The organism is Herminiimonas fonticola, from assembly GCF_040395855.1.
Lineage (GTDB): Bacteria > Pseudomonadota > Gammaproteobacteria > Burkholderiales > Burkholderiaceae_D > Oxalicibacterium > Oxalicibacterium fonticola_A.
Genome location: NZ_JBEBPO010000036.1, coordinates 1 through 23,321, shown reverse-complemented (window position 1 = coordinate 23,321; position 23,321 = coordinate 1). Strand labels below are relative to the sequence as shown.

The following is a 23,321-nucleotide window of genomic DNA, read 5'->3' as shown; positions in this document are numbered from 1 at the left end:
TTTGAAAGAGAGCTGGCTAGCCGCCTGGTTAGTGAGATCTCATTTGGAATGACTTTCCTTTTCTGTATTTCAATCCTGATAATCTGCACGGCTACCCAATTTCGGTAAAAATATTTCAAAAAAGAAACTTTGCAGTATAAAAGGTGAAAATAAAGTTATCGTTAAAATATATTTAACGAAATCTTTATATTTGTGTTGACACTGGGCATCCACTGTCCTATGTTGAACTCAAGTAGTTCCCTTAAAGGGGAGTAGCCTCACTGCAGAAGCCGTCATTACGGGCAAATTCCCCGGCCTGCAGGCAACGAAATGTTGTGGCGAGACCTTTACCGATGACAGGTAAAGGTTTTTTTTCGTTTAAAGCTTTCTTCGTCGGTATTTGGGCGATTTCTGGATTGCTGGAGGATGAATATGGATATGTTCTCAGCCGAATTTCTTTCTGCCCTCATGGCAATCATAGTGATCGATCTTGTTTTGGCGGGTGATAACGCGATTGTCATTGCGCTGGTCGCGCGCAAATTGCCGCAGCATTTGCAGCGCATCACGATTATCGGTGGGACCCTGGGTGCAGTAGCCGTGCGGGTCACGATGACATTGGCGATTGTGTGGCTGTTGAATGTTCCGGGATTGTTGTTGGTTGGCGGTCTGCTACTGGTTTGGATTGCTTATAAATTGCTGGCACCGGTGCAGGAAGAAAAGAAAGGCGTGCATTTATCTGCTTCGCAGGTAGGGCTCTGGGCTGCGATACGTACCATCATCGTGGCGGATGCCGTGATGGGGCTGGATAACGTGCTGGGTGTAGCCGGCGCGGCGCAAGGCGAATTCATGCTGGTGGTGGTCGGCTTGCTGATCAGCATTCCGATCATGGTCGTTGGCAGCACACTGATTCTGAAATGGGTCGAACGCTATCCTGTGATCATCTATGTGGGCGCGGCAGTTTTGGCGTGGACGGCGGCAAAAATGATAGTTCAAGAACCGATGATGAGTGAATTTTTTGGCCAGAATCCATTTTTACTCTGGCTACTTTACGGCCTGGTCATAGGCGGGGTCGTACTAAGCGGTTTGCTTAGAAATGCGCCTTGGAAGCCGACGCAGAGGGAGGGTACGCCAAGACATTCATGAAGACCGTTCACATGAAGCATTAACGTTTATACATTGCGAGGAGATCATCATGCTAAACATTCTCATACCCGTTGACGGCTCACGGAATGCATTGCGAGCAGTGGAATACGTTATTCAATATCGTGCATTGCATAGCGAATTGATCAACGTGAACCTGACCAATGTCCAACCCCGCTTGTCGAGATATCTGACGCGTTTTGTGCCATCGGGCAATGTGCGCCTGTTTCAACAAGAACGCGCTGAAAAAGCACTGGAGAGCGCAGTTGATATGCTCTCCAGAGCAGGCGTAAAACATTCAGTCTATATGGACAAGGGCGATGCTGCCGAAGCGATTGTTGCCTGTGCTGAAAAAACGAAGTCGCAAAAGATCGTCATGGGGACGACACGGAAAAATGCATTGGCGCGATTTTTCGAAGGTTCGGTCGTGAACAAAGTAATGGCTTTGACGGATTTGCCTGTCGAGGTCGTTGCCAAGGAAAATGCGACCAAGCTGGAACGTTTCGGCATCCCGATAGGCGTGGGGCTGGCATTTCTGTGGCTGGCTGTTGAGTAAGTTTTCTTCAGTGCGTTGATCGTGCTGCGATGTGCAAGGCGATCTGCGTATTGAGGGAGAAGGCGCGAGCGGAACGTTCGCACCTGAAGGATGGGCGTAATTGCCCATCCTTTATTTTTACATCGCAAAAGTAAAAAGACAGCGCCTTATATGTCCCATGCCTGGGCGCGCTGTATGGCACGGCGCCAGGTGTGCAAACGCTGCATACGTTCATCGGCAGTCATGCGGGGCTCGAAGCGCCTCTCCATTTGCCACTGTGCGGCGATTTCTTCTTTCGATTCCCAGAACGCCACTGCCAGGCCGGCGAGATAGGCCGCGCCCAAAGCAGTGGTTTCGGTGACAACAGGCCGGATCACTGGTACGTCGAGCATATCTGCTTGAAACTGCATCAATAAATCATTGCGTGCCGCGCCGCCATCGACGCGCAATTCCTGCAACAGGATCTGCGCATCTTTTTGCATCGCCTCCAGCACATCAACGGTTTGATACGCGATGCTTTCCAGCGCGGCGCGTGCAATGTGCGCCTTGTTGCTGCCGCGTGTCATGCCGACGATGGTGCCACGCGCGTACGGATCCCAATAGGGAGCGCCGAGGCCGCTAAAGGCCGGAATGAACACCACGCCGCCGTTATCCGGGACGCTGTTCGCCAGTGCTTCCACATCCGATGACTGCTGAATGATGCCCAGGCCATCGCGCAGCCATTGAATGATGGCGCCGGCCATGAAAACGCTGCCTTCCAGCATGTAATCGGTGCGGGCATCCGCACCATCGCCCAGAGTCCAGCCTATGGTTGTCAGCAGATTGTTTTGCGATGCGATCGCCTGCGCACCGGTATTAAGCAGCATGAAGCAGCCGGTGCCGTAGGTGTTTTTTGCCATGCCCGGCCGGTGGCAGGCCTGGCCGAAGGTGGCTGCCTGCTGATCGCCGGCGATGCCCGCAATCGGAATGGATTGCCCGAACAGGGAGGCATGCGTCTGGCCGACGATGCCGCTGCTGGGAACGACAGTCGGTAAAAGAGAGTGCGGAATATCCAGCATGCCGAGCAATTCGTCATCCCATTGTTTCGTGTGGATATTGAAAAGCAGCGTGCGTGAAGCGTTGCTTGTATCGGTGACGTGATTGCCGGACAACTTGAAAATCAGCCAGCTATCGACGGTGCCGAAGGCGAGTTCGCCGCGTTCGGCACGTGCGCGTGCGCCGGGTGTGTGGTCGAGCAGCCATTTCAGTTTGGTTCCGGAAAAATAGGAATCCAGTACCAATCCGGTTTTCTGCTGAAATAATGCTGCCTTGCCGTCGGCGCGTAATTGATCACATAGCGCCGCTGTACGCCTATCCTGCCAGACGATGGCATGGGCGATCGGCTCGCCGGTCTGGCGATCCCAGAGAACGGTAGTTTCACGTTGATTGGTAATGCCGATAGCCGCGATATCACTGGCGCTGAGGTGCTGTTCTTTCAACAGCTGTTGTGCGACGGTGAGCTGGCTGTGCCAGATGGCATTGGCATCGTGTTCGACCCAGCCTGGTGCGGGAAATATCTGCGGATATTCCTGTTGCGCGACACCGTGTATCTGTCCCGCATGATTGAACAGGATGGCGCGTGAGCTGGTAGTGCCCTGATCGATTGCGAGTATATATTTGTTCATCGTGGATCAGGCGAGAGGATCAGGTGAGATACGCATGTTCGACAAGTCCGGCCACATCAACGCGCAGACTCAGCACGCAACCGGACAGGGGGCATTGTTCCAGTTCGACGGCTGGGCGATTCTTGCTGACGGTTGTGATGTACAGCGTGCGTAAATCGTTGCCGCCGAAAGCGAGCATGGTCGGGCAGCGCACCGGCAACAGAATTTCACGCAAGACTTCACCGTCTGGTGACAGGCGCAGGATTCTTCCGCCTTCATACATGGCACACCAGTAGGCCCCTTCGCTATCGACGGCAGCGCCATCCGGGCGGCCGCCGTAGTTGTGCAATTTATCGGTGGAAAATTGTTTCAGCAGGCGCGTGCCGGCGATGCTGCCGGTCGCAACATCATATTCGTAGGCGCTGATGCGGTGCGAGGTGGTGTCGGCGTGGTACAGGGTCTTATTGTCCGGGCTGAAGGCGACGCCATTCGATACGGTCGCGCGTTTTCCGCTATCGCGTATGAGGCCGCGCTCAATGCAATACAGCGCTGCATGCGGATGGTCGCGCGGTTCGTAAATGCTGCCGACCCAGAGCCGGCCGGCGGCGTCACAGCGACCGTCGTTGAAGCGGGTGGTCGCAGGATCGTAAGGCGCATCGGCGACAGGTGTCAGCTGGCCGTTATCGGTATCGAGCAGTGCCAGGCCGGAGCGCAGTGCGACAATCAAACCACCGCTTGCATTGATGGCAATGCAGCCGGGCTCGGATGGCATGGCCCATGCATGATGTTCGCCGTTCGCCGGATGAAAGCGATGTACGGCACAGCCGTCGATATCTATCCAGTACAACACCGCTTCTTGCGCATGCCAAAGCGGGCATTCGCCCAGTTGCATGCGGGCAGGCAGAATGGCTTGTATATTTTCCATCGATATGGCGGTTGCTTTTTGTGGGGAGAATGCGCCATTATGCAGTGAAAATCTTGAGCGTAACCAAGCATGAGGGAGTTTGAATTGAAGCAGCCAGTAGTGAAACCAGCGATTGCCTTTCTGGGCATAGGATTGATGGGCAAGCCGATGGCAACCCGGTTGTTGCAGGCGGGTTATGAGGTCACTGTATGGAATCGCACGCGCAGCAAGGCGGATGAGCTGGCGCCGCTGGGTGCGAAAGTTGCGGAGCAGGCGGTAGATGCCGTGCGTACAGCCGATATCGTCATCACGATGCTGGAAGCGGGGCCTATCGTGGCGCAGGTGATCGCTGCCGCTTTGCCAGGCTTGCGGCGCGACGTCTTGGTAGTGGACATGAGTTCGACCCGCCAATCGGAAGCGCAGGAAGCACATGCGAAGCTGGCCGCGCATGGCGTACGCTTTATCGATGCGCCGGTGTCAGGTGGTGTTGTGGGTGCGCAGGCGGGTTCGCTGGCGATCATGGCCGGCGGCAGTGCGGATGACTTTGCAGATGCCGAGGCGGTGCTGGCGGTGATGGGGCGGCCGACACTGGTTGGGCCGGCCGGCTGCGGCCAGATTGCCAAGCTGTGCAATCAGCTGATTGTGGGCGGTACGCTGAATATCGTGGCCGAAGCCTTGTTGCTGGCACAGGCTGGCGGCGCCGATCCGACGGCAGTGCGCGCGGCGATACGCGGTGGTTTTGCCGAAAGCCGGATACTGGAAGTGCATGGACAGCGCATGCTGGAGCGTAACTTCATGCCGGGCGGCCAGGTCAAAAGCCAGTTCAAGGATCTGGAGAATGTATTGATCGCTGCTGCCAACGCCGGTTTGCGTTTGCCGGTAACGGAGCTGGTGACAGAAAATTATCACAGCGTATTGCAGCGTTCGCCGCAGGCCGATCAATCGGCAGTGCTGCTGGCGCTGGAAACCATCAATCCCGGTCAGCGTCTGGGTGATCTTGCAGATCAATTGCCGGACTGATGATGGAATGCGGCGCAAGGTATCGATATATCGTCGATTGCCGTGCGCTCTTCCTGTGCTTTTTCATGCAGGCAAAGATGATTTGCCTTCCGCTCATTTCCTCTTTCTTGCGTGATGCCTAAAGAATCCATCAACTGGCGCGCCGTATGGCGTTTGATTCAACCTTATTGGGTCTCGGAAGAAAAATGGCGAGCGCGCGGATTGCTGCTGTCCATCGTTGTACTGGCATTGGGCATGGTTTATCTTGAGGTCTTGTTCAATACCTGGAATCGCGAATTTTATAACGCGCTGGAAACAAAGAATTACAAGATATTTACCGAACAGTTGTGGCGCTTCAGTTACCTTGCCTTCATCTTCATTGGTGTTGCGATTTATCGCGTTTATCTGACGCAATCGTTGCAGATGCGCTGGCGCATGTGGCTGACCAAACAATACATGACGCGCTGGCTGGCGCATCAGGCTTATTACCGGATAGAGCAAACGCATACGGCCGACAATCCCGATCAGCGTATTGCCGAGGATCTGAATTTTCTTACCAGCGGTTCCCTGTCGCTGTCGCTGGGCTTGCTGTCCAGCGTGGTCACACTGGCATCTTTTATCGGCATCCTATGGTCGGTCAGCGGGCCGATTTCATTCATGCTGGGCGCGCAGGAAATGACGGTGCCGGGTTACATGGTGTGGTTTGCGATAGCCTACGCCGGTATCGGATCGCTCGTCGTGGGCTGGGTCGGCTGGCCGCTGATAGGCAGGAATTTTTATCAGCAACGCTTTGAAGCGGATTTTCGTTTCGGCCTGATACGCGTGCGCGAAAATGCCGAAGCTGTCGCACTGTATCGTGGCGAAGCGGAAGAGAGCGTGCAACTGCAAGGCCGCTTTCAGCGCATACGCGATAACTGGTGGGGCATCATGCGCACTACCAAGAGCCTGAATCTGGTGTCCACGTTTTACTCGCAGTTTGCCAATATCTTTCCTTTCCTGATGGCGGCACCGCGATATTTTTCCGGTGCCATCACGCTCGGTGGTTTGATGCAGATCAGTTCCGCATTCGGTCAGGTGCAGGGCGCCTTGTCGTGGTTTATTTCAGCCTTCAGCGATCTGGCCGCATGGAAGGCCAGCGTCAATCGTCTGGCGGGATTTCATGCTGCAGTCGAGGCGGCGAATGTTGATGCCGGCGGCGTGACGGTCACGGTCAATAATGTCGGCGCGATTCTGATCGAGAATCTCGCACTGGATTTGCCGGATGCTCAGCCATTGACGTCGTCGCTGTCGGCCGATATTCAGCGCGGACAGCGGATTTTGATTGCAGGCCCTTCCGGTTGCGGTAAATCGACCCTGATCCGGGCGATTGCCGGCATCTGGCCTTACGGCAAGGGTGGGATCGAGATTCCGCAGAGCTGGAAATTACTGTTCCTGCCGCAAAAAAGTTATTTGCCGATTACTACATTGCGTGCTGCCGTAGCCTATCCTGCCGGCGAAAGAAACTATACCGATCTGGCTATTCAACATTACTTCGATCTGTGCCGACTGCCGCATTTGAAGCAGCAGCTCGATCAGGTCGATAACTGGAGCCAGCGTCTGTCCCCGGGCGAGCAGCAGCGTGTCGCTTTCGTACGGGCATTGCTGACGCGTCCGGATGTCTTGTTCATGGATGAGGCGAGCAGCGCACTGGATACTGAAACGGAAGAGTTGATGTATCAATTGATTCTGCAGGAACTGCCGGAAGCTGCGATGATCAGTGTTGCGCATCGCGAGAGCGTGGCCAGCCATCATGACATTCGCTGGCAGTTTGTTGCAGGCGAAACTGCGGCAGGCAATCACGAAGAAGCGCAGCGCAAACTGTACACAATCCAGTTTGGAAAGCCGGCTAAAACGTCGCGTTCGCGAGGGCGCGAATAATAGCGTCGCACATTGCACCACTACTTTTATAAAACATGAAATTCATTTTCGTTCCCATTGCACTACTGCTGTTTCTTACCGGTTGTGCGCAAGTGCGGCAGCCTACTGGAGTTAAGCAGGGCGAAACCATTGCCGACATCCGGATCGCACCGTTTTCCGAGAGTGCATTGGGCGGTTTGCCAAATCGCTGGGAGCCGATGATTATTCATCGGAACAAAAAGAATACGCAATATGCACTGGTAGCCGAGCAGGGACGGCATGTATTGCATGCACGGGCGGTCAGTGCATCGTCGGGATTGATGCAAAAAGTAAATATCGATCCCATGCAAAAACCGCAGATCAGCTGGCGCTGGCGCATCAGCGGCCTGGTTGAATCTGCCGATAATTTCGATCGTGCGCTGGAGGATTCGCCGGCACGGGTTATTCTGGGATTCGACGGCAATAAGGATGAGTTGCCGTTTGCCGATCAAATCATGTTCGAGACGGCACGCATGGTGACAGGGCGCGAACTTCCCTATGCGACGCTGATGTACATCTGGGGGCGCAGAGCGCCGGTCGATACGGTGATTCCCAACACGCGCAGCAATCGGATCAAGATGATCGTGGCGGCCAGCGGTGCAGATGGCGTGGGCGAATGGCAGGCAATTTCGCGCGATATCGTTGCAGACTATGAGCGTGCATTCGGTGGAAAGCCGGGCCGGCTGATAGCGGTCGGCGTGCTGACCGATACGGATAATACTGGCGAAACAGTGGAAGCCTGGTATGGCGATATTCGTCTGAAGCCGCAGCCATAGGCATTGCCCGACATAGCGATTCCATTTTTCCAGGTAGATTAAATTTGCGCTAAAATGCAGGCAGGCATGACAGGATGCCTGTTCTCGCAAAAGCCGATGCACCTGTTACTTGTGATTCCTCTATCAGGAAAACCGCAACGTTAAACCCTTGAATGTCGTAGCGAGAAACGACAAGATGAAAGGAAACGTCATGTGGTCTACTTCTTCCCCTGTCGGCAACGACACCCGTAACGATCTTGGCAGCAATCTAAGCAATAGCGAATTTTTGCGCAGGTATGCCCGTCGTCTTTTGCGTAACGCGCGTGCGAATGAGCCAGGCAAGGCATTACCGGTTTTGCGACGAATAATTGCGATGAAAGTCACGCCGGAACTGCGCATTACCGATCTGTATGCGGTGCGTGCAACGATACAGCTCAAACATGTTCTGCACACCTTGGCGCGTGAACTTGATTTCGCCGCATGGGAAATTTGCAAACAAAGGATTGATGCTTGTCCTGCAGCAACGCTGGATCGTTATCGTCTGGAGTTGGGCATGTTCGGAGATTATCAGCAGAACTGGTTTGCTGATGAGGCGACGGCACGCGACTGGCAGCAAGCGAACGGCGGGTATTTGATCGCTTATGGTCAACAGGCGGTGGCGATACTCGCGTAGTTATTTTTTATTGCATCGTGCAGAACACGATGCAATAAAATTTCATACCTTATCGCTGTTTCAAAAACGCTTCCGCCAGACGCACCCAGTAAGTTGCACCTATCGGCAGCAAGTCATCGTTGAAGTCGTAGCTGGGATTGTGCAGGTTGCACGGCCCCAGGCCATGTCCGGCTGCGCGATGATCGCCTTCGCCATTGCCGATGAATACATAGCAGCCGGGTTTGTCCTGCAGCATGAAGGCGAAATCCTCTGCTCCCATGGTCGGCTCGACTTGCGCATCGACGCGTTCGGCACCAACAATTCCCTGCAGAATCTCGACCGCAAATGCGGTTTCCTGCGCATGATTGATCAGTGCTGGATAGTTGCGTTTGAAATTGAATTCGACTGTCGCATCGAAGGCTTGTGCGGTATGTTCAGCAATCGCGCGCATGCGGGTTTCAATCAGATCCAGCACTTCCGGGTTAAAGGTGCGCACAGTGCCGACCAGGCTAGCATTGTCGGGGATGACATTGGTGGTGCTGCCTGCATGAATTTGTGTGATCGATAGAGCGGCGGCATCGATAGGGCTCTTGTTGCGCGTGATGATGGTTTGCCAGCTTTGCGCAATCTGCACTGCGACCATGATCGGGTCTATGCCCTTGTGCGGCTGCGCTGCATGCGCACCCTTGCCGCTGACGATCACCTCAAACTCATTGCTCGACGCCATCATCGGCCCCGCCGTGACGCCGAATTCGCCGACTGGAATGCCGGGCCAGTTATGCATGCCGAATACTGCCTGCATCGGACATTGCGTAAACAAGCCATCGTCCATCATGCGTTTTGCACCGCCACCGCCTTCTTCTGCTGGTTGAAATATCAGATATACGGTGCCGTCGAAGTTCTTGTGTCGCGATAGATAATGCGCTGCGCCCAATAGCATGGCCGTGTGACCATCGTGACCGCATGCGTGCATCTTGCCGGGATTTTTGGATGTGTGAGGAAAGGTATTGATTTCCTGTATCGGTAGCGCATCCATGTCGGCGCGCAGGCCGATTGCACGATCGCTGTTGCCGTTCCTGATAATGCCAACCACGCCGGTTACGCCCATGCCGCGTAAAACCGGAATGCCCCACTCAGTCAATTTTCCGGCAACGAATTCTGCCGTCTCGCGTTCTTCAAAACACAGTTCCGGATTGGCATGAATCTGGCGGCGTATGGCTTGCAATTCATGATGAAATTCGATGATGGGGTCGATCAACTGCATGGTATCTCCACATTGTGGTGGTGTAATAAGCAGAATTTTTACTGCGAGATCACACATCGTAGCGCTCTATATTACGCCAACTCAAACGGTTCATGTTAGCGTCAAGGTGCATGCAGTTTTCCATGAAAAGCGTAGCCGAAAGATGCCGGCATGAGCATGGTTCCAGTCGTGGGTGCTGGCTTTGCAGGGCCCGATTTTGGTCGCGCACCGGGTTTGCATTCGTCGCCTAGCCGTGACATGATTGTTTCATGCGTATGCTGGCGCTGCAAAATCCTTGTTCGCTATTGAAGCTGGCAAGACCAACTCGAATAACAATACAGACAGAGGTGGAGATGGATAAAATTTGGCTGCAATCGTATCCGGAGGGCGTGCCGGCAGAGATTGATTTTACCCAGTACGATTCACTGGTGGAATTGCTGGAAGAGTCGTTCCGCAAATACGCTGATCGTCATGCGTATGTCTGCATGGACAAATTCCTTACCTACGGCGAAGTCGACGCGCTGTCACAAAAACTGGGTGCATGGCTGCAAAGCACCGGTTTGCAAAAAGGCGCACGCGTGGCGCTGATGATGCCAAATGTATTGCAGTATCCGGTTGCGCTTGCCGCTGTGCTGCGCGCCGGCTATGTGGTTGTCAACGTGAACCCCTTGTACAAGCCGCGCGAGTTGCAGCATCAGCTGGTCGACTCCGGTGCGGAGGCAATTATTATTCTGGAGAATTTTGCCACTACGCTGGAAAAAGTCATCGGCAGCACGCAAGTCAAGCACGTGGTGGTGGCGACCATGGGGGATATGCTGGGCGGTGTCAAAGGTGCGATCGTCAATTTTGTCGTTAGACATGTAAAGAAAATGGTGCCGGCCTTTTCACTGCCACAGGCAGTTTCATTTAATGATGCATTGGCGCAGGCAGCCGGCATGCATTTGCAGAAACCCGTCCTGGGGCATCAGGACATCGCGTTTCTGCAATATACCGGTGGCACCACCGGTACTGCCAAAGGCGCAGTGCTCACGCATCGCAATATTGTAGCCAATGTGCTGCAAAATGAAGCCTGGATCTGGCCCGCATTGCGCAAGGAGCCGCCGGACAAGACACTGAATTTTGTCTGCGCACTGCCGCTTTATCATATCTTCGCATTGACGGCGTGCTGCATGCTGGGTACGCGGCTGGGCGTGATGAATATTCTGATTCCGAATCCGCGCGACATTCCCGGCCTCGTCAAGGAATTGATGAAGTACAAGATCAACCTGCTGCCGGCGGTGAATACGCTGTACAACGGTTTGCTGAATAATCCCGATTTTGCGAAAGTCGATTTTTCCGAACTCAAACTGTGCAATGGCGGCGGCATGGCCGTGCAACAGGTTGTCAATGATCGTTGGCGTGCGGTGACTGGCCACTCGATCATTGAAGGTTACGGTTTGTCCGAGACCTCGCCGGTAGCGACTTCCAATCCGGTTGAAGCGACGGAATTTTCCGGCACGATAGGTTTGCCGGTATCTTCAACTGAAGTGAAGATACTTGACAGTAACGACAATGAAGTTGCACTTGGCTCGCCCGGCGAGATTGCGATTCGCGGCCCGCAGGTGATGGCCGGTTACTGGAATAATCCGGCTGAAACTGCGCAGTCGATGACGGCTGACGGATTTTTCAAGACGGGGGATATCGGCATCATGGATGCGCGCGGTTACACGAAGATTGTCGATCGCAAGAAAGACATGATTCTGGTTTCCGGCTTCAACGTCTATCCCAGCGAAATTGAAAATGTGGTCGCCGGGCATCCGGGTGTGCTGGAATGCGCCTGCATAGGCGTGCCCGATGAACATACCGGCGAAGCAGTCAAACTGTTTGTCGTGCGTCGTGATCCTGCATTGACGGCAGAAACCTTGATGGCCTTCTGCAAGGAACAATTTACCGGTTACAAGAAACCGAAATCGATAGAGTTCCGCACTGAATTACCGAAATCGAATGTCGGCAAGATACTGCGGCGTGAATTGCGCGATGAAATCAAGGCGGCTTGAGCTTCAGAGGATATTCGCTGACAACGCTGCGTTGTCTTACTCTCGCATCGAGACTTATTTGTGTGGTGCGATCGGCGGCGGCAAATGGCGCGGCTTGCGGTTGTCATCGGTTGCGACGTAGGTCAGCGTGGCTTCTGTCACTTTCACAATTTCCACTTCCAGGCGATTGCGTTCTGCATAGCATTCCACATTCACGGTGATCGAGGTATTGCCGACCTTGACGATTTCGGCGTAGATCGACAGCAGGTCGCCGACGAATACCGGGTGTTTGAATAAAAATGAATTCACCGCAATTGTGACAACGCGGCCGTTGGCGCGACGTGTGGCGCATACTGCGCCGGCCAGATCGACCTGCGCCATGATCCAGCCTCCGAATACGTCGCCATGCATATTGGAATCATTCGGCATCGGTACGACGCGCATTTGCGGAATTTTCCCTGCAGGCAGGTCTGTGTGGTGTTCGCTGGCCATGTTGTCTCCTATTGCCGTGATTCTGGGTGATGATGCTTACTCTGTGCTTACGCAGGTTTTCTTGCCCCGGTATAAGCTGTAACTGCTGCGTATCTGCGGCAGGCAAGGGATTGCCGCTACAATTCTGATTCTGAAGCATAAACCATCTAACAAAACCTCACTTCATGCGCCGCTCTTCGCCTTCCTCCGAACCTGCTCCAGCGTCAGGCAATCGTAACGACTGGGCCACGCTCAAGACACTGATCCCGTATTTGTGGACGTACAAATGGCGCGTTGCATTGGCCTTGCTGTTTTTGATCGCCGCAAAATTTGCCAACGTCGGCGTGCCGCTGGTATTGAAACGCCTGATCGACGGCCTTACGATTGACCCGGCCAGCCCGCATGCGCTGCTGGTCTTGCCGGTTGGCATCCTGCTCGCCTATGGCGCGCTGCGTTTGTCGACTACCTTGTTTACAGAATTGCGTGAATACACTTTCGCCAGAGTGACGCAACGCGCAGTGCGCACGATTGCCTTGCAGGTCTTTCGTCATTTGCATGCCTTGTCGCTGCGCTTCCATTTGAATCGCCAGACCGGCGGCATGACGCGCGATATCGAGCGCGGCACACGAGGTATTTCCTCGCTCGTTTCATACACGCTGTTCAGCATTCTGCCGACACTGGTTGAAATTACTTTGGTGCTCGGTTATTTGGTCCTGCATTACGACATCTGGTTTTCCATCATCACGGCCGTGGCGCTGGCAAGTTATATCGCGTTCACTGTGATCGTGACGGAATGGCGCACGCATTTCCGTCGCACGATGAATGATCTGGATTCGAAGGCGAATACGAAGGCGATCGATTCACTGATCAATTACGAGACGGTCAAATATTTCGGCAATGAAGATTACGAGGCCAAACGTTATGACGAAGGCTTGAAGCATTACGAAACGGCCGCCGTCAAATCGCAAACATCTCTGTCGGTATTGAATACCGGCCAATCCAGCATCATCGCTATCGCAGTCACGCTGATACTGTGGCGTGCCACGGAGGGCGTGATCAATGGAACGATGACGCTGGGCGATCTGGTACTGGTGAATGCCTTCATGATCCAGTTGTATATTCCATTGAATTTTCTCGGCGTGATCTATCGCGAAATCAAGCAAAGCCTGGCGGATATGGAACGGCTGTTTGCCTTGCTTGATCAGCACAGGGAAATTGCCGACAAGCCGAATACGCAGGCGCTGGCAGTGCAGGGTGCAGAAGTAAAATTCTCGCACGTCGGTTTCAGTTACGAAGCCAAGCGGCAGATCCTGTTCGATGTCGATTTCACGATCGCTGCCGGAACCACGACTGCGGTGGTCGGACATAGCGGTTCCGGCAAGTCGACGCTGTCGCGTTTGCTGTTCCGTTTTTACGATGTCAACGAAGGCGCGATCCTGATCGATGGACAGGACGTGCGCGATGTTACGCAGGCTTCGCTGCGCAACGCAATCGGCATCGTGCCGCAGGACACGGTTCTGTTCAACGATACGATTGAATACAACATCGCTTACGGCAAGCCGGGCGCGAGCAAGGCCGACATCATTGCGGCGGCGAAGTCCGCCTATATTCATGATTTCATTGAATCGCTGCCGGACGGTTATGCAACGATGGTCGGCGAGCGCGGCTTGAAATTATCCGGCGGTGAAAAGCAGCGCGTGGCGATTGCCCGTACCTTGCTGAAGCATCCGGCCATTCTGATTTTCGATGAAGCGACATCGGCACTGGACTCCAAAGCCGAGCAGGCGATCCAGGCGCAACTGAAGGAGATTGCGCAGAATCGCACCACGCTGATTATTGCGCATCGCCTGTCTACGATTGCCGATGCGGCGCAGATACTGGTGCTGGATCACGGTCGCATAGTCGAGCGCGGCACCCATGCGCAATTGCTGGCGGCAGACGGTGCGTATGCCCAGATGTGGGCGCGCCAGCAGGCGCGACAGGATGAATCGCCTGTTTCTCCTACTGACGATCAGGCTGTTGGCGAACCTTCGCTGCACGAATTGCGTACGGAGATGCTGCCTGACGCATAAGAAGTCAATGCGCATCTTTTGGACGCTGATGGGCAGCATATCTGTCGGTCAAAGCCGTGATGAAATTTGTCCGTGCCTGAGGAACTCGCATTAAAAAGAGTTACTCTATCCGTCATCAAGAGCAAATAGGCGGCGCGCATGAAAGCGTGTAATGGTCGCTGCCATCAGGATGCAATGTGGCGCGGAATTTGCACTGCTTGCCGTAAACCTGTTGCATCACTTAATCGTATTCAAGGAGACATCATGAAATCGACTACGTTGCTGAAGACCCTGATTGGCGTCGCAATGATGAGCATGGCAATGACGGCGGTGCAGGCGCAGGCATTGACCGGCACGCTGAAAAAGATCAAGGAAACAGGCGAAATCACCATCGGTTATCGCGAATCATCGATTCCGTTTTCCTTCCTCGATGACAAGCAGCAACCGATAGGTTACGCGATGGACCTGTGCATGAAGATCGTCGATACCGTCAAGACGGATCTGAAGCTGCCCGCGCTCAAGGTCAAACTGCAACCCGTTACTTCCAGCAACCGCATTCCCTTATTGAGAAACGACACCATCGATCTGGAATGCGGCTCGACCACCAATTCCATTGTGCGTCAGGAACAGGTTGCATTTGGTCCGACCTACTTTGTGATCAATGTGACGGCTGCGGTTAAAAAATCATCCAATATCAATACCATCGCACAACTGGACGGCAAGACCGTATCGACGACATCGGGTACGACTTCCGTACCCTTGCTGAAGGCGTACAAGAAAGCCGGTAATGCACAGGTGAAGGAAATCTACGGCAAGGATCATGCGGAAGCTTTCCTGTTGATGGCCGACGATAGGGCGGCGGCATTCGTGATGGACGATATCCTGCTGGCAGGGCAGATTGCCAACGCCAAGCGTCCTGCCGATTACAAGATTCTGCCGGAGTCGCTGCGTCAGGAACCGTACAGCATGATGTTGCGCAAGGACGATCCGCAGTTCAAGGCCCTGGTGGATAAGTCGATCACTGCGGTCATGCAATCGGGTGAGATCGACAAGATCTACGCCAAATGGTTTACGACACCGATTCCACCCAAAGGCCTGAACCTGAATTTCCCGATGACGCCTGCTATCAAGGAAGCGTTCAAGCATCCGAACGACAAGGGTATCTGAACCGAACGCGTGTCATGAATGCGGCGAGGAGGACGAGAGCATGAGCCTTGGCATTTTCCTGGAGCAGGTCCCTGACGGTGACGGCACCTGGGGCTATATGCTGTTGTCCGGATTGGGCTGGACGCTGGCAGTCGCATTCTTTGCGTGGATATTCGCGTTTGTGCTGGGTTCGCTGATCGGTATTGCGCGCACCACGGAAAAACGCTGGCTGGTACGTCTGGGCGGTGCCTACGTCGAACTGTTCCGCAACATTCCGTTGCTGGTGCAATTTTTCGTCTGGTACTTTGTGATCCCGGGTTTGATCCCGGCAGTCAAGAGCTGGGTCATTACACTGGACCCGACCATACATCAATTCGTCACTGCAATTATCTGTCTCGGATTTTTTACCTCGTCGCGCATCGCCGAACAAGTACGCTCCGGCATTCAATCGCTGCCGCGTGGCCAGCGCAATGCAGGGTATGCGCTGGGATTGACCAGCATGCAAACCTATCGTTTCGTCTTGTTGCCGATGGCATACCGGATCATCATTCCGCCGTTGACATCCGAGTTGATGAACCTGATCAAGAACACTGCAGTCGCGTATTCGATCGGTCTGGTGGAATTGTTTTTCCGCACGCGGGAAATGGGCGAGATGACCTTCCGCTACTTCGAGGCATTCGGCGCCGCGACGCTGATGTACATCGTCATTGCCATGCTGGCCAATCGCGTGATGGCGCTAGTGGAGCGTCGCACCGCCGTGCCCGGATTGATTGCCGGAGGCAAGCATGGGTGATCTCGATTTCGATGTGATCAGCCGCACCTGGCCTTATCTTTTGAGTGGCTTGAAGTACACGCTGCAACTGACGGTGACAGCGGCCATCGGTGGCGTCCTGTTCGGCACGCTGCTGGCGCTGGCACGTTTGTCGTCGTTCAAGTCGCTGGCATTCCTGGCTGCCGCTTACGTGAATTTGATGCGTTCGATTCCGTTGCTGCTGGTGATCTTCTGGTTTTATTTTCTGGTGCCGGTCGTACTGCAAACGATTACCGGAGCGGAACGGCCGGTGCAACTGGGTGCCGATCGCTCTGCCTACATTACCTTCATCATGTTCGAGGCCGCTTATTTTTGCGAGATCATGCGTGCCGGCATCCAGAGCATTTCAAAGGGGCAGGTGAATGCCGCCTACGCGCTGGGTTTGTCTTATCCGCAAGCGATGCGGCTGGTTGTACTGCCGCAAGCCTTCCGCAATATGCTGCCGATTCTGCTGACGCAGACCATCGTGCTGTTTCAGGATGTCTCGCTGGTGTCGCTGCTGAACGTGACGGATTTTGTCGGCGCTGCGGTCAAGATCGCGCAGCGCGATAGCCGTGTCGTTGAAATGTATCTGTTTGTCGCCATCGTTTATTTCGTACTCAGCTTCGCGCTGTCGAGCATGGTCAGGCAATTGCAGAAACGCATCGCCATTATTCGCTAAGGACAAGAACATGATTGCAATGGAAAACGTGAGTAAATGGTACGGCAGCTTTCAGGTCCTGACCGATTGCACGACGCAGGTTGCTAAGGGTGATGTGGTCGTGGTGTGCGGCCCGTCGGGCTCGGGGAAATCGACATTGATCAAGACGGTCAACGGACTGGAGCCGTTTCAAAAAGGCAGCATTACGGTCGATGGCATTTCAGTCGGCGATCCGAAAACCAATCTGCCTGCCCTGCGCTCGCGCATAGGCATGGTGTTCCAGAATTTCGAGTTGTTTCCGCATTTGTCCATACGTGAAAACCTGACGCTGGGACAGATCAGGGTGCTGGGTCGCAGCGAAGAAGAAGCCACCGAGCGCGGCCTGAAGTATCTGGATCGCGTAGGCTTGATTGCACAGAAAGACAAATTTCCGGGGCAGCTATCCGGTGGCCAGCAACAGCGCGTGGCAATTGCCCGTGCGCTGGCGATGGATCCGATTGCGATGTTGTTCGACGAACCGACTTCGGCGCTCGATCCTGAAATGATTAATGAAGTGCTGGATGTCATGGTCGGTCTGGCGCAGGACGGCATGACGATGATGGTGGTCACGCATGAAATGGGCTTCGCCAGAAAAGTGGCGAATCGCGTGATTTTCATGGATCAGGGAGCGATAGTCGAAGATTGCACGAAAGACGAATTTTTCGGTACCGTGCGTTCGGATCGCGCGCGCGATTTTCTGGCGAAAATTATTCATTAGCTATGTTCTGACGCGATCATTCTGTCTTGTTGCCACGACGAGGCATTTTCGCAATGCGAACGGGTAAAATAGCGGCAGTCCGAACAAAGAGCTGCCATGACCATGAATTCTGCATCCACCCGACCTTCCAGCATCACCATCACGCGTCCTGACGATTGGCATCTGCACCTGCGCGACGGCGCGACCATTGCCTCCGTCCTGCCCGATACTGCGCGGCAATTTGCGCGTGCCATTGTGATGCCGAATCTCAAGCCACCAGTGACCACTACTGCACAAGCTGTCGCTTATCGTGAGCGCATACTGGCGGCCTTGCCGGCCGGTATGCAGTTCGAGCCGCTGATGACCTTGTACCTGACCAACAATACGCCGCCGGAAGAAATCCAGCGCGCGAAGGATAGCGGCGTGGTGCACGCGGTCAAACTTTATCCAGCCGGTGCGACCACCAATTCGGATGCCGGCGTCAGCGATTTGTCCAAATGCTATAAAACGCTGGAAGCCATGCAAAAGATCGGCATGCCTTTCCTCGTGCATGGCGAAGTCACTGACCAGAGCGTGGATATTTTTGATCGTGAAGCCGTTTTCATCGACCGCGTGATGCAACCGCTGCGTCGCGACATGCCAGAATTGAAAGTGGTGTTCGAGCACATCACCACCAAGGATGCCGCGCAATACGTCGCTGAAGCCGATCATCACGTCGGTGCGACGATCACCGCCCATCATTTGCTGTACAACCGCAACGAAATTTTCAAAGGCGGAATACGCCCGCATTATTACTGTCTGCCGGTATTGAAACGTGAATTGCACAGGCAGGCTCTGGTGGCGGCGGCAATCTCCGGCAGCAGCAAATTCTTCCTCGGCACCGACTCTGCGCCGCATCCGAAAGGCTTGAAGGAACATGCCTGTGGTTGTGCCGGTTGCTACACCGCCTTGCATGCGATGGAGTTGTACACGCAAGCCTTCGATCAGGCGGATGCGCTGGATAAACTGGAGCAGTTCGCCAGTTTCAACGGCCCCGATTTTTACAGTTTGCCGCGCAATACCGGCACCATCACCTTGCGTCGTGAAGAGTGGCAAGTGCCGGGTGAATTGCCCCTTGGTGAGACGACGCTGGTGCCACTCAATGGTGGTGAGACGATAGGCTGGAAGTTCGTTTGAGCATGTGTGCGGCCGAGACGTCTTTATTCGGTCGCGCAGGAGCGACACCGATGATGGTTCGATGAATCCGTCTTTTCTGGATTGCATAATCTGGTCCAGGCCGTGGCTTGCCAGTGTGCGTGCGGCAGGCGAGGCGATCGCGCAGGCACCCGACTGGCGGCTGGAATTGAACCGGCGCGTAACCGAGCTGGGTGTGCGCAATCACCGTAATTTACCGATTCAATTCGTCGCACAATCCGACCTGCCTGCGGGTCTGGCGTATGAAGCCTTCATCAGTCAGACCGGCTGTGTGCCTACCCGCGATAATCTGCATGATTTTTTCAACGCGCTGGTGTGGCTGACCTTCCCGCGCATCAAAGTCCAGTTGAACGCCTTGCAAGCTCGAGAGATCGAGCGGGCCGCAGCGGAAAACACGTCCAAGCCACGCGGCAAGTTGCGCGATGCTGCCACCATATTCGATGAAAACGCAGTGCTGCTCCTGACTGCCAGGAGCGATTTGGTGCAGGCCTTGCGTGCGCATGAATGGGAGCAGGTATTCGTCGAGCGACGCCAAGACTTTGTTCAGGACTGCGAGGTTTTTCTATTCGGCCACGCCTTGATGGAAAAGCTGGTGGCACCGTACAAGGCGATTACCGGACATGCGTGGATCGTGACGCTGGATATGCCTGATGCCGCGCTTGCGACGGTGGGTGCGGATGCGTACCAGTGGATCGATATCGCCGTCGCACGGCAACTGGCGCAGGGATTGAGTACGGCAGATTTTTCACCCTTGCCGGTGCTGGGAGTGCCCGGCTGGTGGCCGGAGCAGGACGATGCATTTTATCGGGATGCCAGCGTTTTTCGGCCAAAGCGACGCGGTTTGGCTGCGGATGTGCATAGTCTGGAAACAATTCAAAAGTGATGGACCCTCAAGGTCCGCTGCATGACAGCAGTGCACTGGAACATTCAGTCTTTCTCTCAAAAAAATGCCCGCAATTCGCAGGCATTTTTTGGGCTGGCACAAAAATCAGGCAGCGATTGATGTCGACTGCCTGATCGATCCACTCAATCAAGTTTGATCCGTACTCCCACCAGCACCAGATTGTTGAGCAAACCACCGCGACCGAACTGAGCATCGTAATTGGCGTACCAGCTTACCTTGCGATTGATGGCCGTCGATATGCCGATACCCGTCCAGCCGGTGTTGCGCGCCAGCCCAATTCCCTGCACCGCGAAATTACTGTCGGGCGCGGCGGAAAATGCGGCTTGAAAATCCAGTTTGCCGTCCGTCATCGCATGTTGCCAGGCGGCGTAGGTTTGTAGCGTACTGCGGCCGGCAAACCAATTGAAGTCGGATTCGGCACGCACACCAAGCTGCGCTACCGACTGTCGATAATTCTGGCTGTCTGCGACCAAACCGAAGCTGCCGCCACTCTCGGCAAAAGCGCCGCGTCGCAAATGGTCGTAACCGATGCCGGCAAACGGTGTGATCAGGGCCTTGTCGGATAATTTCATTGCATATCCGGTTTCGACGTACGCCGACAGCATGCGATCGCTATGTTCGCCCTGCAGATTTTCGACTTCGGTCCCGGCCAGTACGACCCGGTTGACGGTGCTCGACACGGTCGCCGCACCGATCCGGCCAGCCACGTAGGCCTTGCTGTTGCCGGCATCGTCGGCTGCCGGTATTGCATAACGCCCGTACAAGGAAACACTGACATCCCTGCCCTTGGTCGTGCCGCCGAGCCGGTCAAAGCTGGCCTTGCTGTCGGAGTATGACAATGCCGCACCGGCGATAGCGTGTTCGCCGAGTCGGGTATCGATGCCGAACTGTCCGCCCCACATTCCTGTATCGGCAGAGGCATAGCCACTTTGCGCCAGTTTGCCGGATGCGCCGAAAGTGGCACCCCATAATCCCGTTGTTACCTGCTTGTCCTGATTGCCCAATAAGGCCATGCGATCGGACAAGGCGCGATTGACGGTCTGCGATTGCTGGAACGTCAGTGCCTGCGATGAAGCATGAATTTGTCCGGAAAGACTATCCAGCGCATCTCCCAATGCCGCGATGTTGGCCGTCTGCTGCAGTGCCGCCGCACTGGTGAGCAAGGCGCTGCCGTTCGGATTGGCAGCGGCGGAAGCGTCCGCAATCTGCATTGCCTGTTCGACATTGGCCGCGGTATTGGTGCGGGTGGCATCGCCGGCAAACGCTTGCGCGGCAACCACAGTCGTCGAGACACGGCTGATGGTCAGATTGACTTCCTTGGGGGCGTAATTGACCTTCGCCGTCAGCAAGGGGGGGAACGCGCCGCCTACCGTTTCAAAACCGACATCGCCGAACTTGCCCGCGACCGCACCAGCATTCAAGATGGTCTTCGGCGTGTTACTGGCTTGCGCGGTGACATAGTTGGAGGCGTTGCCGCTGCCGGTAGGCACTGTCGCCACCAGATGCGAATTGCCCAGCGTCGCTGTGCCGCCGACTACCAGCGTCGAATTAATATCGTTTGCCAATATCGATGCAGCCGAGCCCGTGTAATTGCCGGTAATCGTCAGGCCTAGACCGGTATTGTTCAGGCGACCGCTATTGCTGACGTTGCCACCTATCTGGCCACCATCGCCGGACAGCTTGCCGGCGGCGTCAATTTGCACGCCGGAGCTGACCGAGCCGGTAATGTTGAGTGTGCCGTTGCTGATCCGGCTGTTGCCGCTATAAGTATTGCTACCGGATAAGGTCAGGGTGCCGGTGCCGTTTTTGATCAGTCCGGCATCGCCGCCAATGTTGTTACTGAAGGTCGATGACATGCCATCAAAACTGACACTCACATTGGGTCCCAGTGCCAGGCTTTGCGCAAACAGGGCAGGGCCGTTGATCGCCTTGCCGGCGTTCAGCAAACCCCAGCCGTAGGTCGCGGTATCGCCCATGCTGGTGGCCGTCGATAAAATTGTTTGCCGTAATAAATCCGCATTCATCCACGGATAAACTTGTTGCACCAGCGCCAGTGCACCGGTTACTGCCGGCACTGCAAACGAGGTTCCGTACACCCGGTGGCCTGCAGTGGGCGAGACAAAGTCGCCGGGCGCTGCCAGACACCAGTTGGCGGCAACACCGCAACGGTTTGCATAGCTGGAAATAACACCAGGCGTTGTATCCGAGCTGGAAAATCCCTGCCCACCGCCGACTGCATTGACGGCCGTGACTGCCAGCCAGCCGGTTTGCAGATTCGGATACAGCGACGGCAAGCCTGCTGTCATGCTCGGCTGGCTGCTGTAATCGTTGCCGGTCGCCCAGACGAACAATGAATCCTTGGAGACAAAGGGCTGATAAATATTGTTATACGTTGCGGCATTGGATGGCGCAGCAATGGAACCGACTGTATTTGACTGATTGAAAATCCGCACGCCGCTGTTGTACAGGCGATCATAGATAGCGGTATTGAGTTGCACGCCGTTATTGCCGGTGCCGGCGGCGATGCCGTGAATACGTACATCCGGTGCGATGCCAGTGTTCGTGCCGCCCAATGCTTCCGCCACCTCGGTGCCATGCAGATTGCCGGTTCCGCTCGCGCCGACAAAACCTCCCGACGAATACACATCTTTGGTAATCCGCCCCGCAAGCTCGGGAGCGGCGACGTTGAAATCGGTATCGACCACCCCGACCGTCACGCCGGCACCGGTAATGCCGCGTGCATGCGCCGCGTCGGCGTTGCTGAGATCGCTGGCGATATAGGAGGGGCCTCCATTGCCCGGATTGTAGGCTCCGCTACTACCGCCACCGCCGCCGCAACCGGAAAGCACAGCCGAGATCGACATTGCGAGCAGAGAAAGCTGAAAGGGAATGCGTGTTAAAGGAGTTGCTGCTGAGGGTGGGGAGATGCGCTGGTTGCTCATAATCGATCGGTGTGGTTGCAAGAGGGAGGCTGATACAAAACTCCACAACAAGGCAGGCACAGAACGACGGTGGCGCAGAGGGGGGGCGATGGTGGGTTGATGGCGCAGCGAAAATGTTTTCCGCTGGCAAAAGCAATCAGTCAAAAGAGAAATTACCGATGCATTGCGGCACCGTTTGTTTTTTCGTGAGTTGAAAGGCCGTTATTCCGTAACAGGCGAACCATCAATGCAAAAACCAATCCGCCGACCAGAGAACTGCAAGCCTGACTTTATTTGGATGCAGCTGATCATAAAGGGGCGAGGATGTACTTTCCCGACAAAACCCTGTCCATATCCGCCAACATGCATGGCGAATATGGACAAGTTGTCGCGTAGTAAAGTCGCGCTGATGACGTTCATGAAACACTGTCAGCAGACAATTATCAGGGGGCTAATGTTGCGTTCTGTATTGCGTTGGTGAGATTGCCGCTCACCCAATTTTTGATTGATGCAAGTGGATGATTGTTTGAGGAAGTACGCGGAAGCGGCTGGAACGATTGCTGCAAAAAAACTGAATGCCGGTTCGGATAGCCAATCGCCTGCCATTACGGACTATATTGAGTCGAGCACTTTCAGTATGTATCAGT

At 54.8% G+C, this 23,321-nt stretch carries 19 protein-coding genes; 14 read left to right on the top strand and 5 right to left on the bottom strand.

Translation table 11 applies throughout. The annotated features are described in order from the left end of the window. Positions 1 to 411: 411 nt before the first annotated feature. Complete coding sequence (locus ABWP27_RS06745; RefSeq protein ID WP_353155068.1) at positions 412 to 1,122, top strand: TerC family protein; 711 nt, start codon at positions 412 to 414, stop codon at positions 1,120 to 1,122. Positions 1,123 to 1,171: 49 nt separating this feature from the next. Beyond that, entirely contained in the window at positions 1,172 to 1,675 is a 504-nt protein-coding gene (locus ABWP27_RS06740; RefSeq protein ID WP_353155066.1) for a universal stress protein, read from the top strand. 146 nt (positions 1,676 to 1,821) lie between these two features. On the opposite strand, the gene glpK is transcribed toward ABWP27_RS06740, so the two are convergent. Together glpK and ABWP27_RS06730 are read right to left on the bottom strand one after the other, a co-directional pair. Then, positions 1,822 to 3,318 (bottom strand): glycerol kinase GlpK, encoded by a 1,497-nt coding sequence (gene glpK, locus ABWP27_RS06735; RefSeq protein WP_353155065.1) that lies wholly within the window; start codon positions 3,316 to 3,318, stop codon positions 1,822 to 1,824. 19 nt (positions 3,319 to 3,337) lie between these two features. After that, positions 3,338 to 4,228, bottom strand: a complete 891-nt coding sequence (locus ABWP27_RS06730) for an SMP-30/gluconolactonase/LRE family protein (protein WP_502905323.1) — start codon at positions 4,226 to 4,228, stop codon at positions 3,338 to 3,340. Between the two features lie 78 nt (positions 4,229 to 4,306). Here ABWP27_RS06730 and ABWP27_RS06725 point away from each other — a divergent pair, with 78 nt between their 5' ends. The 4 genes from ABWP27_RS06725 (at position 4,307) to ABWP27_RS06710 (ending at position 8,563) form a co-directional block, all read left to right on the top strand. Continuing rightward, entirely contained in the window at positions 4,307 to 5,221 is a 915-nt protein-coding gene (locus ABWP27_RS06725) for an NAD(P)-dependent oxidoreductase (RefSeq protein WP_353155063.1), read from the top strand. Between the two features lie 114 nt (positions 5,222 to 5,335). Continuing rightward, positions 5,336 to 7,117 (top strand): ABC transporter ATP-binding protein/permease, encoded by a 1,782-nt coding sequence (locus ABWP27_RS06720; RefSeq protein ID WP_353155062.1) that lies wholly within the window; start codon positions 5,336 to 5,338, stop codon positions 7,115 to 7,117. Between the two features lie 35 nt (positions 7,118 to 7,152). Continuing rightward, entirely contained in the window at positions 7,153 to 7,911 is a 759-nt protein-coding gene (locus tag ABWP27_RS06715; RefSeq protein ID WP_353155060.1) for a DUF3047 domain-containing protein, read from the top strand. Between the two features lie 190 nt (positions 7,912 to 8,101). Beyond that, a complete protein-coding gene (locus tag ABWP27_RS06710; protein WP_353155058.1) occupies positions 8,102 to 8,563 on the top strand; it encodes a hypothetical protein in 462 nt (153 codons plus the stop codon). Positions 8,564 to 8,612: 49 nt separating this feature from the next. Here ABWP27_RS06710 and ABWP27_RS06705 read toward each other — a convergent pair whose 3' ends face one another. Beyond that, entirely contained in the window at positions 8,613 to 9,806 is a 1,194-nt protein-coding gene (locus tag ABWP27_RS06705) for a M20 aminoacylase family protein (RefSeq protein ID WP_353155056.1), read from the bottom strand. 332 nt (positions 9,807 to 10,138) lie between these two features. On the opposite strand from ABWP27_RS06705, the gene ABWP27_RS06700 reads away from it, so the two are divergent. Then, positions 10,139 to 11,821, top strand: coding sequence for a long-chain-fatty-acid--CoA ligase (locus tag ABWP27_RS06700; RefSeq protein WP_353155054.1), 1,683 nt, complete (start codon positions 10,139 to 10,141; stop codon positions 11,819 to 11,821). A gap of 54 nt (positions 11,822 to 11,875) precedes the next feature. Here ABWP27_RS06700 and ABWP27_RS06695 read toward each other — a convergent pair whose 3' ends face one another. Next, a complete protein-coding gene (locus ABWP27_RS06695) occupies positions 11,876 to 12,292 on the bottom strand; it encodes an acyl-CoA thioesterase (RefSeq protein ID WP_353155053.1) in 417 nt (138 codons plus the stop codon). A gap of 164 nt (positions 12,293 to 12,456) precedes the next feature. On the opposite strand from ABWP27_RS06695, the gene ABWP27_RS06690 reads away from it, so the two are divergent. The 7 genes from ABWP27_RS06690 (at position 12,457) to ABWP27_RS06660 (ending at position 19,732) form a co-directional block, all read left to right on the top strand. Then, positions 12,457 to 14,343 carry an ABCB family ABC transporter ATP-binding protein/permease gene (locus ABWP27_RS06690; RefSeq protein WP_353155051.1) on the top strand — a complete coding sequence of 629 codons (1,887 nt, stop codon included), beginning with the start codon at positions 12,457 to 12,459 and terminating at the stop codon, positions 14,341 to 14,343. A 285-nt stretch (positions 14,344 to 14,628) separates the two neighbouring features. Beyond that, positions 14,629 to 15,489, top strand: coding sequence for a transporter substrate-binding domain-containing protein (locus ABWP27_RS06685; RefSeq protein WP_502905322.1), 861 nt, complete (start codon positions 14,629 to 14,631; stop codon positions 15,487 to 15,489). Between the two features lie 40 nt (positions 15,490 to 15,529). Further along, on the top strand, positions 15,530 to 16,261 hold the full coding sequence (locus tag ABWP27_RS06680; protein WP_353155049.1) for an amino acid ABC transporter permease: 732 nt from the start codon (positions 15,530 to 15,532) through the stop codon (positions 16,259 to 16,261). After that, a complete protein-coding gene (locus tag ABWP27_RS06675; protein ID WP_353155048.1) occupies positions 16,254 to 16,940 on the top strand; it encodes an amino acid ABC transporter permease in 687 nt (228 codons plus the stop codon). Before ABWP27_RS06680 ends, ABWP27_RS06675 begins: the two co-directional genes overlap by 8 nt. 10 nt (positions 16,941 to 16,950) lie before the next feature. Continuing rightward, positions 16,951 to 17,676: an amino acid ABC transporter ATP-binding protein gene (locus tag ABWP27_RS06670; protein ID WP_353155047.1), complete on the top strand. Its 726-nt coding sequence runs from the start codon at positions 16,951 to 16,953 to the stop codon at positions 17,674 to 17,676. A 96-nt stretch (positions 17,677 to 17,772) separates the two neighbouring features. Beyond that, on the top strand, positions 17,773 to 18,831 hold the full coding sequence (pyrC, locus tag ABWP27_RS06665) for a dihydroorotase (protein WP_353155045.1): 1,059 nt from the start codon (positions 17,773 to 17,775) through the stop codon (positions 18,829 to 18,831). A gap of 61 nt (positions 18,832 to 18,892) precedes the next feature. Next, complete coding sequence (locus ABWP27_RS06660) at positions 18,893 to 19,732, top strand: DUF3025 domain-containing protein (RefSeq protein WP_353155044.1); 840 nt, start codon at positions 18,893 to 18,895, stop codon at positions 19,730 to 19,732. A gap of 143 nt (positions 19,733 to 19,875) precedes the next feature. On the opposite strand, the gene ABWP27_RS06655 is transcribed toward ABWP27_RS06660, so the two are convergent. Further along, on the bottom strand, positions 19,876 to 22,617 hold the full coding sequence (locus ABWP27_RS06655) for an autotransporter domain-containing protein (protein WP_353155042.1): 2,742 nt from the start codon (positions 22,615 to 22,617) through the stop codon (positions 19,876 to 19,878). Positions 22,618 to 23,321: the final 704 nt, after the last annotated feature.

Excerpts from the sequence above, each read along its gene's own strand:
- ABWP27_RS06680 (WP_353155049.1), top strand. The coding sequence starts at position 15,530 with ATGAGCCTTGGCATTTTCCTGGAGCAGGTCCCTGACGGTGACGGCACC.
- ABWP27_RS06655 (WP_353155042.1), bottom strand. The coding sequence starts at position 22,617 with ATGTCGATCTCGGCTGTGCTTTCCGGTTGCGGCGGCGGTGGCGGTAGT.
- ABWP27_RS06670 (WP_353155047.1), top strand. The coding sequence starts at position 16,951 with ATGATTGCAATGGAAAACGTGAGTAAATGGTACGGCAGCTTTCAGGTC.
- ABWP27_RS06740 (WP_353155066.1), top strand. The coding sequence starts at position 1,172 with ATGCTAAACATTCTCATACCCGTTGACGGCTCACGGAATGCATTGCGA.
- ABWP27_RS06720 (WP_353155062.1), top strand. The coding sequence starts at position 5,336 with ATGCCTAAAGAATCCATCAACTGGCGCGCCGTATGGCGTTTGATTCAA.
- ABWP27_RS06700 (WP_353155054.1), top strand. The coding sequence starts at position 10,139 with ATGGATAAAATTTGGCTGCAATCGTATCCGGAGGGCGTGCCGGCAGAG.
- ABWP27_RS06705 (WP_353155056.1), bottom strand. The coding sequence starts at position 9,806 with ATGCAGTTGATCGACCCCATCATCGAATTTCATCATGAATTGCAAGCC.
- ABWP27_RS06715 (WP_353155060.1), top strand. The coding sequence starts at position 7,153 with ATGAAATTCATTTTCGTTCCCATTGCACTACTGCTGTTTCTTACCGGT.
- ABWP27_RS06690 (WP_353155051.1), top strand. The coding sequence starts at position 12,457 with ATGCGCCGCTCTTCGCCTTCCTCCGAACCTGCTCCAGCGTCAGGCAAT.
- glpK (WP_353155065.1), bottom strand. The coding sequence starts at position 3,318 with ATGAACAAATATATACTCGCAATCGATCAGGGCACTACCAGCTCACGC.
- ABWP27_RS06695 (WP_353155053.1), bottom strand. The coding sequence starts at position 12,292 with ATGGCCAGCGAACACCACACAGACCTGCCTGCAGGGAAAATTCCGCAA.
- ABWP27_RS06685 (WP_502905322.1), top strand. The coding sequence starts at position 14,629 with ATGATGAGCATGGCAATGACGGCGGTGCAGGCGCAGGCATTGACCGGC.
- ABWP27_RS06710 (WP_353155058.1), top strand. The coding sequence starts at position 8,102 with ATGTGGTCTACTTCTTCCCCTGTCGGCAACGACACCCGTAACGATCTT.
- ABWP27_RS06675 (WP_353155048.1), top strand. The coding sequence starts at position 16,254 with ATGGGTGATCTCGATTTCGATGTGATCAGCCGCACCTGGCCTTATCTT.
- pyrC (WP_353155045.1), top strand. The coding sequence starts at position 17,773 with ATGACCATGAATTCTGCATCCACCCGACCTTCCAGCATCACCATCACG.
- ABWP27_RS06745 (WP_353155068.1), top strand. The coding sequence starts at position 412 with ATGGATATGTTCTCAGCCGAATTTCTTTCTGCCCTCATGGCAATCATA.
- ABWP27_RS06660 (WP_353155044.1), top strand. The coding sequence starts at position 18,893 with ATGAATCCGTCTTTTCTGGATTGCATAATCTGGTCCAGGCCGTGGCTT.